This window comes from Marinobacter nauticus ATCC 49840 (genome assembly GCF_000284615.1).
In the GTDB taxonomy this organism is placed as follows: domain Bacteria; phylum Pseudomonadota; class Gammaproteobacteria; order Pseudomonadales; family Oleiphilaceae; genus Marinobacter; species Marinobacter nauticus.
This window is the reverse complement of record NC_017067.1, coordinates 1,773,671-1,791,105: the sequence shown is the minus strand read 5'-3', so window position 1 is coordinate 1,791,105 and position 17,435 is coordinate 1,773,671. Positions and strand designations below refer to the sequence as shown.

Here is a 17,435-nt window from a genome sequence, read left to right as displayed (position 1 = left end):
GCGCATTGCGGCGCGGGCTGCAGCTCTTGTGGCTCAGAGAGCCAGCGGGCCGGAGCTGCTGCGGCTTTGTTCAAACCGGTCCAGGGCGGCCAACATCCGCTCCCGGCCCAGCTGTATCAGCTCCGGGGCCTTGTGATAGTCGTAGCTTCTGCAGGCATTCTTGGGAATATTAACCAACAGATCCGGTGGGTAGCCGGCAATCTTGTACTGCACTAACGCGCTTTGCATGGTCTCGATGGTCAGGTTCATTACATCGAACTTGCCAATGCCCAGTTTGTCCCAGTCGATGGTCTCGTGCTCGTCACGATGTCTGGACCGCCCCGATTCGTCTTCACGCTTTTTATCGGGTGCCGTCTTTTTTGCCATTTCCCGGCTTATTTTCTGTTCCGGCGACTCGCCGCTCTCGGATTTTCGTGAACCCAAGGTTTTCAGCGTATCCCAATCAAACCAGCGGGACGCCTTTTCGCGAATGGCATCGACCCATTCATCCATATCGCTACTGGTTTCTTCCGGAGCAAACGCGGCGTCTGGAATGCGCCTTTGTTGATCATCCTCACCGCTCAGGTTAACGGCCATCACCAGATCTGCATGGGCTGAGATGGTGGGAATAATAGGCAATGGATTGAGCAGTGCGCCATCCACCAGTACCCGGCCGTTGAGCACCAGAGGCGTCACCACGCTGGGTATGGCAATGGAGGCGCGGATAGCCTGGTCCAGCGGGCCTTCCTGAAACCAGATTTCCTTATGGGCCAGAAGATCTGTTGCTACGGCGGTGTAAGCAATGGGCAGATCCTCAATACGCGTATCGCCCAGAATATCCCGTACCACCGAAAAGACTTTCTCTCCACGAATAGCGCCGACAGAAGTGAAGGTCACATCCAGCAACCGCAAGACATCGAACTGGCCGAGCCCGGTCACCCAGTCCTTGTAGTCTTTCATCTTGCCGGCGCCGTACATGCCACCGATCAGGGCGCCCATGGAGCAGCCGGAGATGGCAACGATCTCGTAACCACGTTCCTGAAGGACTTCAATCGCACCGATGTGGGCATAGCCACGGGCGCCGCCGCTACCAAGGGTGAGTGCAACGGTTTTGCCCTTGCCAGGCAATGACTCCATGCGCTCGGTACTGGCCGGCGCTGATGCCGCAGAAATACCAGAACTGGTCACTACCGACGTGACGCCGTCCTGCGCGGCTGCGGTTCTGCCGGACGCTTCCTTTTCCGGGCTATCCTTTTCTGCCATTTCCTTACCTCTTGATAACCAGCACCTCAACCCGGTTACCCTGCCGAATCGGGTCATTCATCTGGACGACCGGCCCAACCGGGACAATGCGTATCTGACTCTGAGAAATGCCCGATTTGCCCAGCAGGGCCGCCAGGCTTTCGGCCGCAGCGCGGGACCGCGTCAAGGCACCTTCGAGCGACTCATCCTGCTCCAGATCGGTGAACGAGGCAAGCACCACTTCGGCACCATCCGCAGCCCAGTCATTCAGGGTTCGCCGGTCATCTGCCGACCACTCAAATCGAAATGTCACTCCACCCGACCACGGCACCACCAAAGGCCCCTTTATCGGGCCCGTACCAATGGTATACCCGGGAATGGCCGTACCGAAACCAACATTCAGATGCTCAACCCAGACATACTCCCGCAGGTTGCCTCTTGTCACCGTGTAAACAAGGGTCAACCACTGCTGCCCGTCGTCTGCCGTTGTGGCGGCAACCAGGTAATCCTGAGTGGCATCCCGTCCCAGAAGACGAGACTGCTGGAAGATCTGGTTGGCCCAGACATTACTCCGGCCACAGGCGATGCCTGCACACTCAAACAGGATTTTCGCGCCACCTTCAGATAACTGCTGGTAGTAATGAGCCCTCGCAGCCTGACGTGTGGCGTCACGAGAGATTTGAAACAGCTGACCCTGACCCTGCACCGGCAAGCGAGCCATGGACTCGGACCGGATTTCATCACGAATTTCCCGAACCGGACTAAAAAGCACCAGGTGGCCAGCAGACTGTATCTCGACCGTGGATTCAAGCGTTGATTGCGGAAAAGGGGCTGGCGCGTCTTCAGGCCACGCCGCCAGTGCAGGAATGGACAAACATAACAACATAAGGCCGGCCAGCGCACCGACCATCGAGGAATTACCACGATCAATCATGTAAGAGAAACCTGTTAATCGCTTCGGCAACGGGAGTCACCTCCCCGTCAAGATGACAATGATGCCCACCGGGCACATCGACTGTTTCAAGGTTGGGGACCAGATCGGCACGACTATCGAGCCCGCCGCGGGAAACCAGCAACCCTTCTTCTGCCCTTACGAATAAAGTGGGCGTCTGGATGGAAGACAAAGACGCCCTCACCTGTTCTTCGGTCATCATCAACGGTGTAGGGTGGCGTAAACGGGCATCCGTGCGCCATATAAACCCGCCAGTTTCCGTACGCATGTTCCTGGGCACCAGCGTTCTTGCCGCCTCGGGGCTCAGGGGGCTCAGCCCGCCCTCACGGATTCGGGCCGCGCTCTGAATATCCGGATAGACCGCCGGAGCAGCCGAACCAGCCCTGCGTTTCTGTAATGCCCGCCGCAACTGAGGGATCGTCTCACTTGCTGGCCGACTGAGCGCGCCCAAACTGTCAATCATCACCAGTCTGCGCACCCGTTCCGGGAATGCGGCGGCGTAAAGTGCGCAGACAATCCCGCCGAGAGAATGCCCCACAAGATCCAGAGGGTAACGTTTGCTTTCAGGAAAATGCCGTTCCACGAGTTCGGAAAGATCGCCGACGTAGTCCATTAGCCAATAGCTGTAACCCGGCGGCCGGTGGCCCGAGTGTCCGTGCCCTGCCATATCCACCGCATGTACCGTGGTGTTCTCGGCCAACAACGGCGCCAGTCGGGCAAAGGACATGGCGTTGTCGAGCCAGCCGTGCAGAAGGATAGCCGGTGGTCGAGAGCTTTCCTCGCTGGAGTTCGGCCAGGTCAGACCCGAAAGAGTTATGTTATCCAGGGGCCAGTGCATTTCATGGCAACCGGCCTGTGGTTCTGGAACGCTACCGGGTAACGAGGTCTCCGTCATTCGGTAGCGGCCTTACATGGTGTGGGTGGGACGATCGGAACTCAGCGAGCCGGCCAGGTAGGATTCAATCTTGGTGCGGGCAGTTTCGTCATCGCCATTGAACTGCACGCCAATGCCTGCGGCCCGGTTTCCCTGAGCACCCTTGGGGGTAATCCAGATCACCTTGCCAGCCACCGGAATTTTCTCCGGCTCATCCATCAGGTTGAGCAGCAGAAACACCTCATCACCCAGCTGATATTGCTTCTGGGTAGGAATAAACAGGCCTCCCTGGCGGATATAGGGCATGTACGCCGCATAGAGAACCGCCTTGTCCTTGATCGTCAGGGTTAGAATACCGCTGCGTGCTCCGAATCCGGGCCCCATATCAAATACCTTTTACGCAAATTTACTGATATTTCGCAATGATAGCAGTTGATCCTGAACAACGCTCACGTTGTCTGCCGCTTCCGGGGCATCAACTCCCGCCAGGCCAGTAGAAGCTGAGTGGCCTCAAGCTCCGGGCTTGCGTTATATATGCCCGCACTCCGGCTTTCCCGAACCCGCTCCAGCAATTGATGAGCGCGCCACGGCGGGTTGGATCTGGCCAGATAGCCCAACATGTCTGCTGCCTCCGGGTCCTGAACTTCGCCCCCGGCACTGCACCGGGCCAGGTCCGCGGCCCAGCTTTCAAACAGCCATAATGTATCGTCCAGTCCCAGAGTTTTGAAGCGGCGGGCGGCGTCCCCTACCGTCATCTGGCCTTTCATGAACTGTCGAAATGCCTCGAAGGCCTCATCCCTCTGTGCAAGAAACTCGCCAGTGGCATACACCAGCGCCAGCCTGGGAGCATTACCCGCCAGCATCAGGCTTTTGGCCAGAGTGTCCGGCGACGGACGGATGGATTCCTCCAACTCGGATACCCGGGCAGACAGCCATCGCCCGGCATCCTCGGCATCAGGTAACGGTATTGTCAGGGCCTGGCAGCGGGATCGTATGGTGGGAAGTACCGGCCGCCCGGATTCCTGGAGCAGCAACAGGGTCACATCCGGCAAAGGCTCTTCCAGGGTTTTCAGCAATGCGTTGGCGGCGTTGATGTTGAGCTGATCCGCCCGGTCGACTATGGCCACCTTGCGGTGTGCAACCTGTGGCGAGGCCACGGCAAACGTCGACAGCGCGCGGATCTGGTCCACCTTCACCATCCGGGACTTTTCCGGTGAATACACCCGGACATCGGGATGGCTGTTCGCCGCGATCAACTGACACTGACGACACTGACCACACGCTATCGGTGCTCCGTTGTCTAGCCCGACCTGCTGGTCGCACAACAGCAGCCCAGCGACGGCTTCTGCCCACGCCCTTTTCCCGACGCCCTGCTCACCAACGACCAGCAGCGCGTGAGGCAACCGATCCTGGGCAAGGCGTTGCTGCACCGTGCTCCAGGCGCGGCCGAGCCAGGGCATGTCCTTCGCGATATCAGTCATGTCGGAACGTCCGTGAAGCGGGTTCAGGTTTACGACGGAGTTGTCGTTTCATCGTTTTCAATAGCCGGGTAAGCCTGCGCGCTTCGTGCGCGGAAGCTTCCTGTGTTGAGGCCGTATAGTAATGGCTGTTTACCGCCCGGGCAAAGAGACGGGCCGAAGATTCAACCTCCGGGCGCGCATCCGCCAGGCGTTCTGCCAGCGTCGCAGGGGTTTCACCGGTACGGACCGGCACGCCAACCTGTTCGCACAGCCGATGCCAGGCCAACACCACCCGACCAAATGCATCCTTGCGGGCGCCGCGGCGAATCGAAAGAGCCGAGACAACCCCTGCGATCAGCAGGGTGAAGCCAACCACTCCGGCCGTCAGGTAGCCAAGTTCCTTGAGCCCGAAATTGCCCGGCAACCGGGACATCAGATCCATCTGACTCTGCCCCTGGTAACCTACCACCCATCGCTGCCAGTGATAATTGATTCGATCGAGCTGGAGCGACGCCCATTGCAGGATCGCGACATCACCGTAGCGCTGCGGCGAGGTCAAATCATTTTCCAGGAACGAGCCCTCATCGGCCACCGCATCACGCAATCCGGATTCAATCCTGCTTGGCGCAATGGCAGCTGTCGGGTCCACCCTCACCCAGCCCTGGCCTTCCAGCCACACCTCCACCCAGGCGTGGGCATCGTACTGACGGACAATGAGGTAATCTCCGCCCGCCCCGGCGTCGCCGCCCTGATAGCCGACCACAATTCGGGCAGGAATCCCGGCTGCCCGGAAGACAAAGGTCGCCGCACCGGCATAGTGAGCACAAAAGCCCCGTTTTTCATCAAACAACAGCGCATCAACACCGTCGTCTGGCATGGTGGGCGGGCGCAACGTATAGAAATAGGCTTGCTCCCGAAAACGGCGGAGCAAGGTGTTGACGACTTCCCAATGGGACAGATCTTGAGACAGTTCTCGTGCCAGCTCCCGGGCCCGGGGGTTCCCGGATGGAGGAAGCTGGAGATAGCGCCGAGTTTCTGCCGGGGAAAGGGCTTCAGCCGGCGCTGGCACAGCGGAAACCCGGGCCAGGCGATAACGCACCGGGCTGTCGGCGGGGCGCTGAAAGCGGAACAAATCCTCCGGCGTACTTACCACGTTGCCCGAGACTGCTACCGAGTTATCAAGAGCAAACGCCCACCGCTGGTCTGTTGGCTCCAGCAGGATATCGTATTCATTACTTCGCAACGGCCCGACACCACCGTCGTTGTCTACCCTGGCTGGCCGCCGGAAACCGTCGGGGTCGCTCTGGCGCCAGGTTTCATCATCCAGATAGTCGAGAATCAAACCCCGCCAGTAACGCTCCCGATATGGTGGCGACTCGCCCCCGAAGGTCACCCGGAACGCCCTTTCACTACTCTGGGCCAGATTGGAAATATCGCCTGGTCGCATGGTATCCGAAATCCCGCTGCGGGCCTGGCCGGACACCAACGGAACACTCCAGAGTGGCGCCATACGTGGGAAAAAGACAAACAGCAGGACAACCACTGGCAGGGTTTTCAGTAGCAGCAAACCCAGGCGCTTCCAGCCAGCCCTCAGGCTGCCGGGTAGATCAGGTGCATTGAGAATCTGAAGGCCCACCATCAGGCACCCAATGGCGGCGAACGTCAGCAATGCCCAGGCAATGTCCTGTTTGAACAGGAAGTTCACGGCCGCAAGATAAACCTGAATAAAAAACAGCACATAGAAATCCCTGGCGGACCGGGTTTCGAGCCATTTCAACCCAACGGCCAACACAAAGAACGACGCGGCGGTATCCACGGTGAATCGCCCCTGCACGGTGGCCGCATAAACACCAATCAAAGTCACCATGATTCCTGTGCGCAGCAGCCGCCCTGGCAGTTTCACCCGGCCCTTTTGTGCCAACCAGCGCCAGCTTGCCAGCACAGCGCAGGCCGCGATGAGCCACCAGGGCAGGCGATCCCATTGGGGAACCAGGAGCAGTGCAAAACTGGCAATCAACCACAAAAGCGCGTTACCGGGGATGGCTTCGATGGGCGCCTGTTCTGCCGGTTTTGCGGAGAAAACTCTGGCTATGGTCAATATCATCCAGATACTCCCGCTTTCGCATTCTCGGCCTGACGGGTACCAAAAGGCTGACCATCTGGATCCCTCGGCGGTTGCTCGCCCCACACCGCTAGCGCACGCAGACAACGCTCTCCATGCAGTGAACCACTATCCGGCTCTATGGTATCGCCGGGCAAACTGAGACCAAACCTTGCATTCTTCTGTACCCGGTCCGCCACCATCCAGGCCAGATAACTCAGCCGCAACTCGGCATCAACGCCAGGAAACGCCTGGAAATCCAGCCAGTGCGGACTGCCTTGCTCGCCCTGCCAGTCGGCCACAATCATCTGGCCTGTGCGGGCAAAGCGTTTCCACATGACCCGCTGACTCATATCGCCTTCACGCCAGGGACGAAGGTCGGCCTTGTCCTGGCCGGCCACAGGCGCAGACGACGCGGCTTCGCTACCATCCTGCACGGTCCCGGCAGCATCGGGTGCCGGTAGGGGCCTGGGAAAGGCCACTCCGGCAGACGAAGGACGCAACCATGACCAGGCCTTTAACAGCCCGAACGGAAAACGGGTTTCGATACGGATCCGATCCGGACGAAGATAGCCGCGATGGGCAGACGGCACTGGCAGCACCACGTCCCGGGATTCACCCGGCGATACATGCACGCTCTCAACCGATGAATCCTCAACCGACAGGCTCAGGCCAAGGCCTGGGTCCTTGCCTGCAGTTACCCGCAGCACAAACGGAATGTCATCACCCGCCCGACCTTCACCGGGACGGACCAGGGCAACAGAAAGACCGGACAGATTTCTGTGGGTCTGGTGCATGGCTCCCACAAACAAGGCTCCGAGAATAAACGTAAGCAGATAGATAAGGCTGTTCTGGTAATTGATTCCGGTAATCAGCATAACCAACAGCAACAAGCCGTACACCACGCCGGCCGCGGTGGGCAGAATGAAGATGTTCTTCTGGCTGAGGGTCTGGCTGTCTGCTCTCGGGATTCGGCGATTGATCCATCGTCGCCAACGGGCGTTTAAAGAGTTTCGCATCATGCTCCTGCGACTGGGTTCAGGCCCAAAAGTTCATGGAATGTGGTTGCCAGTAATCCGGACATAAAACCATAAAAATAATGGTTCCTTAACTATTTACCCTCGAGCACCGGATTCTGATCACACACCAGGCACTTTACGGTTGAAAAACTGTCGGACAAACCGAATACTGAAAAGTGATAGTATGAAGCGTATTGACTGAAGCAGTACACTCAGCAGCGCCTCTTTTGAACCGATTCAGCATGAGGCATTCACAAATGCGTCGCACACTGCTTGCAGCCGCGATCACGGCCACCACATTTACACCGGCCTGGGCCGGTGTACAAACCATGACCTCCGACGAGATGGTAGAAACCTACGTGGAGGATTCCGCCGTTATTATTGTCCCACGCCAGCAACAGAAGTCCGAAGCGGATCGTGAAAAGATTATCCGTGCCCTTACCATCTCGCCAGGTGAGCCCGTTCTGAGCGAAGCTGAAGAGGAAGCGTATCGGGAAGCTCTTCGGCGTTATCTTGATGAGGGCAAGAAAGATGCGCTCTCCGATGCCGAAGAGGAATTCCTGCGAAGAGCCCTGCTGCTTCCGGTCGACGAACTGGCCAGAGCACAGCCTCCGGCGGACTTTACCCCGAGGACACTGCCCATTATCTTTGGTCAGCAACCGGAAATTCCGGATGAACCCTTCACCCAGACGTTCCTGAATGATCAGTTGGGCATTGGCTTCGATGGCCAGAATCTGAATTTCAGTATCGGTAATCCCCCGGGCATCGATCAGATCCAGATCCCCGAAGCGATCAACGAAGGCCCCATTACATTGACTCCCCGTCCGGGCGGAGGGTTTGACCTTTCCATTCAGGTGCCCGACCAATAATTACCCAACCCCTGAAACGAAAAGCGGCGACCAGAACGGTCGCCGTTTTTTTTCTGCTGATTCGGTCAGACAAAAAAACGCCCCGCAGTGCGGGGCGCTATCACCACGTTAAGGTGTCAGGTCAACTTACTGGTGACCATAAACCTTCATAGTGGTGTTGGTTACAGCCAGGTTGTCTACACGGAAAGAACCGATAGACTCACCGCCGATCTCAACCGCGCCAACACCGATGTCAGCTACGAACTGAGGAATGCTGATTTCCAGAGCGTCGCCACCGGTGGCAGCAGAGGTGCCCTTGCCAACAGTGATCTGAGCCTGAGCGAACATGCTCGCTGCGTCAACAGCGCCGCCGTTCTCATAATAGGTAGCACCGTAAACGGTCAGGTCACGTACGTTAACACCCAGGAAGTCCACGTCCATATCCATATCAGTCACGTTGAAGCCAACGTTCATGATCAGGTTGTCAGTGGCGGTATCCACACGGATGTTCAGCAGGCCGAGGTTACCCTCGATACCGATGTTGCTGGCCAGCAGAGTGGAGTCACCGCTGCCGTCAGTGGCGTTCAGAGAGGCAGAACCAACAGCCATGGCGAAATCGATCGGAGCGCCAGAGATGCTGTGAACGTCGATGAACGCGTCACCGTCGGCTTCTACGTCGATGTCGATAACCAGGTCATCCAGCATGCCGGATACGCCAGTTACCGCGCCGTTGGCATCACGCTCAACGGAGCCGCCACCGATGGAGATGTCGTTAACTGCCAGGTAACCTTCGTCAGTGTAGCGGAACTCACCGATGGAAACTTCGGTTTCCAGTTCGATGGTCACACCGGCCTGACCGGTCACGTTACCCATGGTGGTGTCGTCAAGCGCTTTCAGATCAGCTTGAGCGGCAAAAGGAGCTGCAGCAACGGCCGTTGCCAGTGCGATTTTTTTCAGGCCTTTCATAACGTTCTCCTAATTGGAACAGTTTGTTGTTATTTCCATCTCATGCAGACTGTTTGGTGTACTTTTGTATCTGCACGGCTACAGAGTACTGCAGAGGTAACTGAATGTTCCGTGACCACCTTCACGTAATCGATACTTGGATTGTCGGACACAAAAACACTATTCAGCCGGCTCCTCATCCACATTGATGTTGAAGATCTTGTTCTCCATCTCCACAACAACCTGCTCGCCAAAAAGCGCTTTGCCCTCATCAATGGTGAAAGGCACCAGTTGGGCCAGCGTTGGTCCGAAGATATGCTCCATCTCGACCACCAGTACCCGGTCCGCCTCCGACTCTTTATTGGGATTGGCCGTTGTGTAGAACACTGCGGTCGCGCCGATCTTGCCTTTCTTTACCAGTGCAACGAGCGAACGCCGGAGTACCTCAAGGGCAACATCCGCCGGCATTTCCTCAATCTGCTTGATCCGAATCGTTTTGGTCTTGTCTCCAGTGTCGGTTACCACGGCAAACGGTTTTACCCCGCCAGTCACCACGATCCGGTTTTCAAGGTCATCGACCCCCTTCTGGTACATCCGCTCAAACTGCTCCTGAATCATCTCCTTGATTTCAGTTTCAGACGGCTGCTGGGCATTGGCGTATCCGGGTGCCATCAGCAGGGGAACCAGAAACATCAGGAAGGTCATCAAACGGGATTTTAGCTGTGTCATACCTACTCCACTTTCCTCTGAAAGCTCGCGCAACAGGAGCGCACGGCTTTTACATTGTTTTTATGCTGGGGGTGCCCTGCTATCTCGGTTAGAATAGCCACCGGCTTTTTCTCCCCGTCCGAACAGGACGCTATTTCATTAGATCAGTGCCGCCGCAAACGCTACAACGCTGTTTTTGTGGCCTGTTTATCATTTCAGCAAGATTCCGGAGGACCCTTGGGCCGGGCAACAACACGGGAACTTACCCGGGCGACCTACCACCAGCTTATGATGCATGCCTGCCGGGCGTCTGATTTCGCCTTTCTGGGTAGCGCAGGCTATGGCTCCGGTCGCGGCACCTTATGTGGTTTCTCGGCCATGGCCGTATGCTCGCAGGAACTGCCTGGTGCCAGTTCGGCCGCCGTTGATACCGCCAGTCTCGCCCGGGAAATGGAAGAGCTTGCCGCACCATTTCAGGTAGAGCGCGGTACCGACCCGTATCATCTCACTGGCGGCTGGATTGGCTATCTGGGGTACGAACTGGGCTACGCCCGGGAACGGCGGCTGGCGCAATTGCACGAGGCCTCCACCGTTCCGTTAATGCACGCCGGGCTCTATCTCTGGACCGCAAGTTTTGACCGGAATAGCGGTCGCTACTGGCTCTGGATTCACCCGGCATGCCCTGCTTCGATTCAGGATCAGATTGAACAATGGCTGTCGGCCCCGGCAAACCGCCAGATGCGCTGGCACATGAAAGCCCCGTTTGCTCCAGTACAAACACCAGAAGAATTCAAATCGGGTGTCGAAGCCGTCAAGCGCTACATAGAAGCTGGCGATTGTTATCAGGCCAACCTGTCCCAGGCATTCTCTGGCAAATTCTGCGGCTATCCATGGCGCGCCTTCGAGAAGCTCACGGAAGCCAATCCGACGCCCTACAGCGCCTTCCTGAGAGTCGGAGACGACTCGATTCTTTCCATATCGCCAGAGCGGTTTCTGAAAATAGATCAGGGTGTAGTCGAGACCAGCCCCATCAAAGGTACACGCCCCCGGGGCTCCTCGCCGGAATCCGATATCAAATTGGCAAATGAACTTCAGGCATCCGAGAAAGACCGCGCCGAGAACCTGATGATTGTGGACCTGTTGCGGAATGATCTCAGCCTCCATGCTGAGGCCGGAAGCGTGCAGGTTGAGCAGCTGTTTGCCCTTGAATCCTACGCCAATGTCCACCACCTGGTCAGCCATATCAAGGCCAGTTTAAAACCGGGAATCAGCCCACTTCAGGCGTTGTTAGATGCCTTTCCTGGCGGCTCCATCACCGGCGCTCCGAAAATTCGGGCGATGGAAATTATTCGCGAACTGGAACCTCACTGGCGAGGGCCCTATTGTGGTTCTGTCTTCTATTACGGACTTGATGGCCGGCTGGACAGCAACATCGCAATACGAACCCTGCTGTGCGAGTCCAACGGTACGATTCGTTGTTGGGGGGGCGGAGGCATTGTGGCGGATTCTGACCCGGAGGCCGAGTATCAGGAAACACTCACCAAGGTCAAACCACTGATGGACTTTCTGGAAAAGCTGAAGCTCTGATCTGCACCACAGCCGCACAGCCGCGGCACAGATCAGCGATTCGAAGGATCAGGCGCTGTGAATCGCGCTCGCCTTCAAAAATTCCTGTTTCAGATCGTCAAAATTGTGCACCGCCGGGAACTGCGGGAACTCATCAATAACGTTCTGGGGCGCGTGGAACAGAATGCCCGCCTCTGCCTGGCCGAGCATGGTGGTATCGTTGTAGGAGTCACCAGCGGCAATTACCCGGTAGTTCAACAACTGGAATGCACGCACAGACTGGCGTTTCGGATCCCGCTGACGCAGCAGGTAATTGGTGATCTGACCACTCTCCGCCACTTCCAGTTTGTGGCACAACAACGCCGGATAGCCGAGCTTCTTCATCAGCGGCATGGCGAACTCGTAAAAGGTATCCGACAGAATCACCACCTGGAAACGCTCACGCAGCCAGTCGAGGAATTCCCGGGCGCCCGGCAGCGGGTCCAGAGTACCGATGACTTCCTGGATTTCCGGCAGCCCATAGCCGTGCTGGTCCAGAATACGCAGGCGCTGCTTCATCAAGACATCGTAATCAGGGATATCCCGGGTGGTTGCCTTGAGTTCTTCAATGCCGGTTTTTTCTGCAAAGGCGATCCAGATTTCCGGGATGAGTACGCCCTCAAGGTCAAGACATGCGAGTTCCACAACGGTCTCCTGAACGATAAATAAAAAGATGAGGCACCTGCGCCCCGGTTGGTGGGCGTATGATATGAAAAAGCGCGGCCAAATGCATCGTGTATCCGGTGTTGCCCATCTTTGATGGCATAAAGATATAGATCCTCATTCCTTCAGGGCATTAAAGGTTTACTGCTAAGCTAGCCACACAAGTTATTGGTACAGACTGGATGATTATGACTGATATCGACTCTCTCCGGGCCGAACTGGATGGTCAAAGCCCCAGGGCGATCCTGAAAGCCGCCCTCGCCCACTATGGCAACATTGCCATTTCGTTCAGTGGCGCCGAGGACGTCGTGCTGATCGAAATGGCTCACAAACTGACCGACAATCTCAGGGTGTTTACCCTGGATACCGGCCGACTGCACCCGGAAACCTACGAGTTTGTCGATCGGGTGCGCAAACACTACGGCATCGATATTGAAGTCCTGTTCCCGGATGCCAAAGAAGTTCAGGACATGGTCAACCGCAAAGGCCTGTTCAGTTTTTACGAAGAGGGTCATTCGGAATGCTGTGGTATCCGCAAGGTTAACCCGCTGCGCCGCAAGCTTGCCACGCTGGATGCCTGGGTTACAGGCCAGCGTCGGGACCAGAGCCCCGGTACCCGGAATGAAGTGCCGGTGGTCCAGCTGGACACCGCCTTCTCAACTGATGCAAAGCCACTGATAAAATTTAACCCGCTGGCAAACTGGAGTTCCAAAGAAGTCTGGGATTACATCCGCATGTCTGAGGCGCCCTATAACCGGCTACACGAGCAGGGCTTCGTCAGTATTGGTTGCCAGCCTTGCACACGCCCGGTGCTCCCTGGCCAGCACGAGCGCGAAGGACGCTGGTGGTGGGAAGAAGCCACACACAAGGAATGCGGTCTGCATGCCGGCAACCTGATCGGCAAGTCTGGCTGAACGGCCCGAAGCTGCGCCCACAAAAAAGCCCGCGTCGCCTTAACGGCCCGCGGGCTTTTCATTGGCCCCAACCTCAGTAGGTAGGCAGCTCGATATCCTTGAACAGCTCCTGAATCTCGGAACGGCTACCCTGGTGGGCCACGGCTTCATCCACCTTTTCCTTGGTGAGATGGGGCGCGAACCGTTCCATGAAGTCGTACATATAGCCCCGCAGGAAGGTGCCTTTACGGAAGCCAATACGGGTGACCGAGGGCCTGAACAGCTTGCTGGCATCCAGCGCCACGAGATCGGTATCCACCTTGGGATCGAACGCCATACTGGCAATAATGCCGACACCCAGCCCCAACCGCACGTAGGTCTTAATGACATCGGCATCAGCTGCAGTGAACACCACTTTCGGGGTCAGTCCCCGTGACTGGAATGCCTCATCCAGCTTGGACCGACCGGTGAACCCGAATACGTAGGTAACCAGCGAGTACTCCGCCAGTTCCTCCAGAGTGAGTTCCTGGCCCTTGGCCAGAGGATGATCCTTGGGAACGATCACGCAACGATTCCACTTATAGCAGGGCATCATGATCAGGTCGTTGAACAGGTCCATGCCTTCCGTGGCGATGGCAAAGTCCACCGCACCGTTGGCGGCCATCTCTGAGATCTGCATCGGCGTGCCCTGATGCATATGCAGGGACACATCCGGGTATTCCTCGATAAAACCCCGGATCACCGGCGGCAGCGCATAACGCGCCTGGGTGTGGGTGGTCGCGATGCTCAGGTCGCCTTTACGCTGGTTACTGAACTCCTGGGCAATTTTCTTGATGCCCTCGACCCGACGCAGGATCTCCCCTGCCTCCCGGATGATGATCTCTCCGCCGGGAGTAATGCGAGTCAGGTGCTTGCCGCTGCGGGCAAACACCTCAAGCCCCAGCTCGTCCTCGAGCAAACGAATCTGTTTGGAAATGCCCGGTTGTGAGGTGAACAGGCTCTGGGCGGTGGCGGACACATTCAGGTCGTGGTGCGCAACTTCCCAGATATAACGCAGCTGTTGTAATTTCATTAATTCTGTCGCTCCCTGGATTTCCGGCCCTGAGTCAGTGCCTCAGGCTCAACTCGTGAACGCTGGTGGATTCATAACCGGATAATACGCATAAAGGATCAATTTTTCATTCTTTTTTGGTATACAAGGCAATCTGTATTCAGTGTAGACCAAATCTCTGGTTTCGCTGGCCCGACAACACCTTGCGTCAACACAGCCCTTGACTTGTGTGTGACAAAGCACACAATCGCTAATCAAACGTGCCCAGATCCCGGGAAGCCATGCTGCTGACAACCAAATTCCTCCGGCCAACACCCGATTCCAGAGCCGTTCAACGTCAACGGCTGGACACCCTGCTGCAACCGGAATCCGGCAAACGACTGAATCTGGTTATTGCTCCGGCGGGTTATGGCAAGACCACACTGGTCAGCCAGTGGTGCGCCGGCAACAGCATGCCCACCGCCTGGCTCTCACTGGACGAGCAGGACGACAAGCCAAGGCAGTTCTGGCAGTACGTGATTGGCGCCTTCGAGCATGCCGGGCTAATCGGACTGGAGGACTGCAAGAAACTGTTGGCCAGGCAGGACGCCGACGAACTTACACCCGCCATTACCGGCCTTTTGAATGTTCTCGCGGCCGATGGCAATGCCTGGTCTCTGGTGGTGGATGACTACCACGTTATCAGTAACGACACCCTCCATCGCCAGCTCGCTTGGTTTCTGGACTATCTGCCACCTGGAATTCTGGTGACCCTGGCGTCACGAACAGAGCCACCGCTGCCCCTGGCCCGCTGGCGCGTCCGCCGCCAGGTTCAGGACATCCACCCCGGTCTGCTGGCGTTTTCCGAAGAGGAATGTCAGGAATTCTTCCGCAGTACGATGGCCATGGAACTGTCCGAGGACGACATTCGGTCGATATGCCGTAAAACCGAAGGCTGGGTCGCCGCCATGCAGCTTTCAGCATTGGCCGGCAAGAAAGAAGCCGTCCTGCCCGGTCAGGCCCTGGGCTCACCGGACAGCCGACTGATTTCCGATTATGTACTTACAGAAGTGCTTGAGCAGCTTCCCGAAGATCTGACGGACTTCCTGCTGGAAACGGCTTGTTGTCCGCGCTTATGCGCCCCTTTGTGCAATGCCGTCAGGCAACGCCAGGACAGTCAGGAAAAGCTGTCCAGCCTTTTGTCCCAGAATCTCTTTCTGATCCCGCTGGACAACAGCAACGAGTGGTTCCGTTACCACGACCTGTTTCGGGAAGCCCTGTTACAGCGAATCCAGAGTGCCGCCCCCTCCCATGCCTCGGAACTGCAATCCCGAGCCATTGACTGGCTACTGCGCCATGGCCATGTCCAGGAAGGGATTGTCCAGATCGTCCGGCGCAACGATACAGACCATCTGGCGGCGGTTCTGGCGGAACACGGCAACAACCTGATTCATGGCGGCTATCACCTTCCGGTACTTGAATGGCTGGATGCTATCCCTGCCCACAAGATTCAGGACAGCCCGCAACTGCAGATGCTCAGAATCTGGGGCCTGTTTTTCGCAAACCGGGTGGAAAGCCTGGACCCGCTTCTGCTGGAAGTTGAGGACCTGCTGGACCGCCGTGTCGCCGATTCACACCCTGACGCGGAAGGCGCCCTGGCGTTGCACAGCGAGATTTCGCTGGTGAGATCCTACCTGGCCCGCACCCGCAACGATGAGAAAAACGCCTCGGATCTTACCCGGCAGGTGCTGAAGGACATTGATCAGATCAGCATTCCCCTGAAGTCCGTCACCTATTACGGCCTGGGCCTGGATTATTTCGGGAAGGGCGAACTGAATGACGCCGAGGAGGCTCTGGAGTCTGCCGTTCATTATGGCCAGGTAGAGCGCAAAGCAAGTACCGTTCTGTCATCCGGCGGCCTGCTCGCCTGGATTCAATACCACCGTGGCGATACCGATCTTGCTCTTGAGACGACGGGGCGAGTCCGACAATGGGTGGACGAACACTATTCGGACCCCAGCCAGCCGAGACTGATTTCCTGCTGGCAAAACAGTGCATTGACAGAAATCTATCGCGAGCGAAACCAGATCAGCACCGCCGACGGATACCTGGCCCCCCTGCTCGATCATGTACGAAAGGGTACCGAACCGGGCCAGCATGTGGTGATCCAGTATGTACGGGGACACCTCGCCTTTACCCGGGGTGACCTGGAAACGGCGGTTGAGGCACTGGAAGATGCCGTGACCACCGGCCGGCGCCGGAGGGAACACATTGTATTCGAGCCCCCGGCCGCTTCCGCGTTGCTGGCACGCTGCTACCTGGCCTCCGGCCACGCCGACAAGGCCCGCGCCTGTTTGCAACCCGCTCTGGACCAACCAGCGACAAATCCGCTTAACCGGGAGCAGAACCAGATTGCCCTGGCCCGGGTGCAGAATGCACTGGGCGAATATCAGCAAGCCCAGGACACCCTGTCCGCTCTGATACCAACGGCGGAACGCAACGCCCACAACCGGCATTTGGTGGAGATTCTTCTGGTGTACGCCGAGGCGCTCGCCAACGAGGGCCGTGCCGACGAGTCCGATGCAATGCTGGAGAAGGCATTGGACCGGGCCGAAAACGCAGGCTTTCTGCGCCTGTTTGCGGAAGAGAGCACTGCACTACGGGACATGCTACTGGATTTTCCCAGACTACGAACCCCGGGGCGGTGGAACCGGGAACTGCTCGGGATGCTCAGGGATCTGGCCGCCGGACAGCCTGGCGAGGCGTCTTTTAATGGCTCCCAGGAAGCCAATCACCCCATCGATACTGCCCGCGAGCATGTAAATGCCCTGACAGAACCGTTGAGCCAGCGTGAGCAGGAAGTTCTCGTGCTGATCCACCAGGGGCTGGCCAACAAAGAAATTGCTGAGCGCATGTCCGTTGCCCCGGCTACCGTGAAAGCGCACATCAGGAACCTGTACGGCAAGCTCGGCGTGAGCCGGCGCACCGAGGCGCTGGCGAAAGCACGGGAGGTAGGGTTGCTGGAGGATGTCGCAAAAACGTGACGACCATCACATTTGACACCAATTAAGCCTGGCCACTACGCCCTTTGGACGATCCGTTTACGCCCCTTTAAG

Annotated in this window: 15 protein-coding genes; 4 read left to right on the top strand and 11 right to left on the bottom strand. The window is 57.4% G+C overall.

Annotation, left to right across the window (positions count from 1 at the left end):
• Window positions 1-33: 33 nt before the first annotated feature.
• The 7 genes from MARHY_RS08235 to MARHY_RS08205 all read right to left on the bottom strand — a co-directional run bounded on the left by MARHY_RS08235 (window position 34) and on the right by MARHY_RS08205 (window position 7,630).
• Window positions 34-1,242 carry a patatin-like phospholipase family protein gene (locus tag MARHY_RS08235; protein ID WP_014421365.1) on the bottom strand — a complete coding sequence of 403 codons (1,209 nt, stop codon included), beginning with the start codon at window positions 1,240-1,242 and terminating at the stop codon, window positions 34-36.
• A 4-nt stretch (window positions 1,243-1,246) separates the two neighbouring features.
• Window positions 1,247-2,155 carry a DUF4892 domain-containing protein gene (locus tag MARHY_RS08230; protein ID WP_014421364.1) on the bottom strand — a complete coding sequence of 303 codons (909 nt, stop codon included), beginning with the start codon at window positions 2,153-2,155 and terminating at the stop codon, window positions 1,247-1,249.
• Complete coding sequence (locus MARHY_RS08225; RefSeq protein WP_014421363.1) at window positions 2,148-3,068, bottom strand: alpha/beta fold hydrolase; 921 nt, start codon at window positions 3,066-3,068, stop codon at window positions 2,148-2,150. The genes MARHY_RS08230 and MARHY_RS08225 overlap by 8 nt, the downstream gene beginning before the upstream one ends.
• Before the next feature lie 12 nt (window positions 3,069-3,080).
• Complete coding sequence (locus MARHY_RS08220) at window positions 3,081-3,431, bottom strand: PilZ domain-containing protein (RefSeq protein ID WP_008171779.1); 351 nt, start codon at window positions 3,429-3,431, stop codon at window positions 3,081-3,083.
• 65 nt (window positions 3,432-3,496) lie between these two features.
• The gene (holB, locus tag MARHY_RS08215) at window positions 3,497-4,528 is read right to left on the bottom strand and encodes a DNA polymerase III subunit delta' (protein WP_014421362.1); all 1,032 of its coding nucleotides are present in this window, start codon (window positions 4,526-4,528) and stop codon (window positions 3,497-3,499) included.
• A complete protein-coding gene (locus MARHY_RS08210) occupies window positions 4,521-6,611 on the bottom strand; it encodes a transglutaminase TgpA family protein (RefSeq protein ID WP_014421361.1) in 2,091 nt (696 codons plus the stop codon). Before MARHY_RS08210 ends, holB begins: the two co-directional genes overlap by 8 nt.
• Window positions 6,608-7,630, bottom strand: a complete 1,023-nt coding sequence (locus MARHY_RS08205) for a DUF58 domain-containing protein (RefSeq protein WP_014421360.1) — start codon at window positions 7,628-7,630, stop codon at window positions 6,608-6,610. The genes MARHY_RS08210 and MARHY_RS08205 overlap by 4 nt, the downstream gene beginning before the upstream one ends.
• Before the next feature lie 254 nt (window positions 7,631-7,884).
• Here MARHY_RS08205 and MARHY_RS08200 point away from each other — a divergent pair, with 254 nt between their 5' ends.
• Window positions 7,885-8,496, top strand: a complete 612-nt coding sequence (locus tag MARHY_RS08200) for a hypothetical protein (RefSeq protein WP_014421359.1) — start codon at window positions 7,885-7,887, stop codon at window positions 8,494-8,496.
• Window positions 8,497-8,622: 126 nt separating this feature from the next.
• Here the strand turns inward: MARHY_RS08200 and MARHY_RS08195 are convergent, their stop codons facing one another.
• Window positions 8,623-9,441, bottom strand: a complete 819-nt coding sequence (locus MARHY_RS08195; RefSeq protein WP_014421358.1) for a DUF6160 family protein — start codon at window positions 9,439-9,441, stop codon at window positions 8,623-8,625.
• 159 nt (window positions 9,442-9,600) lie between these two features.
• A complete protein-coding gene (locus tag MARHY_RS08190; RefSeq protein WP_014421357.1) occupies window positions 9,601-10,149 on the bottom strand; it encodes a hypothetical protein in 549 nt (182 codons plus the stop codon).
• A 216-nt stretch (window positions 10,150-10,365) separates the two neighbouring features.
• Between MARHY_RS08190 and pabB the strand changes: the two genes are divergently transcribed.
• Complete coding sequence (pabB, locus tag MARHY_RS08185; RefSeq protein WP_014421356.1) at window positions 10,366-11,715, top strand: aminodeoxychorismate synthase component I; 1,350 nt, start codon at window positions 10,366-10,368, stop codon at window positions 11,713-11,715.
• Between the two features lie 48 nt (window positions 11,716-11,763).
• On the opposite strand, the gene thrH is transcribed toward pabB, so the two are convergent.
• The gene (thrH, locus tag MARHY_RS08180) at window positions 11,764-12,378 is read right to left on the bottom strand and encodes a bifunctional phosphoserine phosphatase/homoserine phosphotransferase ThrH (protein ID WP_011785066.1); all 615 of its coding nucleotides are present in this window, start codon (window positions 12,376-12,378) and stop codon (window positions 11,764-11,766) included.
• Between the two features lie 206 nt (window positions 12,379-12,584).
• Between thrH and MARHY_RS08175 the strand changes: the two genes are divergently transcribed.
• On the top strand, window positions 12,585-13,310 hold the full coding sequence (locus MARHY_RS08175) for a phosphoadenylyl-sulfate reductase (RefSeq protein ID WP_081496559.1): 726 nt from the start codon (window positions 12,585-12,587) through the stop codon (window positions 13,308-13,310).
• 73 nt (window positions 13,311-13,383) lie between these two features.
• On the opposite strand, the gene cysB is transcribed toward MARHY_RS08175, so the two are convergent.
• Window positions 13,384-14,361, bottom strand: coding sequence for an HTH-type transcriptional regulator CysB (gene cysB / locus MARHY_RS08170; protein ID WP_014421354.1), 978 nt, complete (start codon window positions 14,359-14,361; stop codon window positions 13,384-13,386).
• A gap of 260 nt (window positions 14,362-14,621) precedes the next feature.
• On the opposite strand from cysB, the gene MARHY_RS08165 reads away from it, so the two are divergent.
• On the top strand, window positions 14,622-17,363 hold the full coding sequence (locus tag MARHY_RS08165; protein WP_014421353.1) for a winged helix-turn-helix domain-containing protein: 2,742 nt from the start codon (window positions 14,622-14,624) through the stop codon (window positions 17,361-17,363).
• Window positions 17,364-17,435 lie beyond the last annotated feature (72 nt).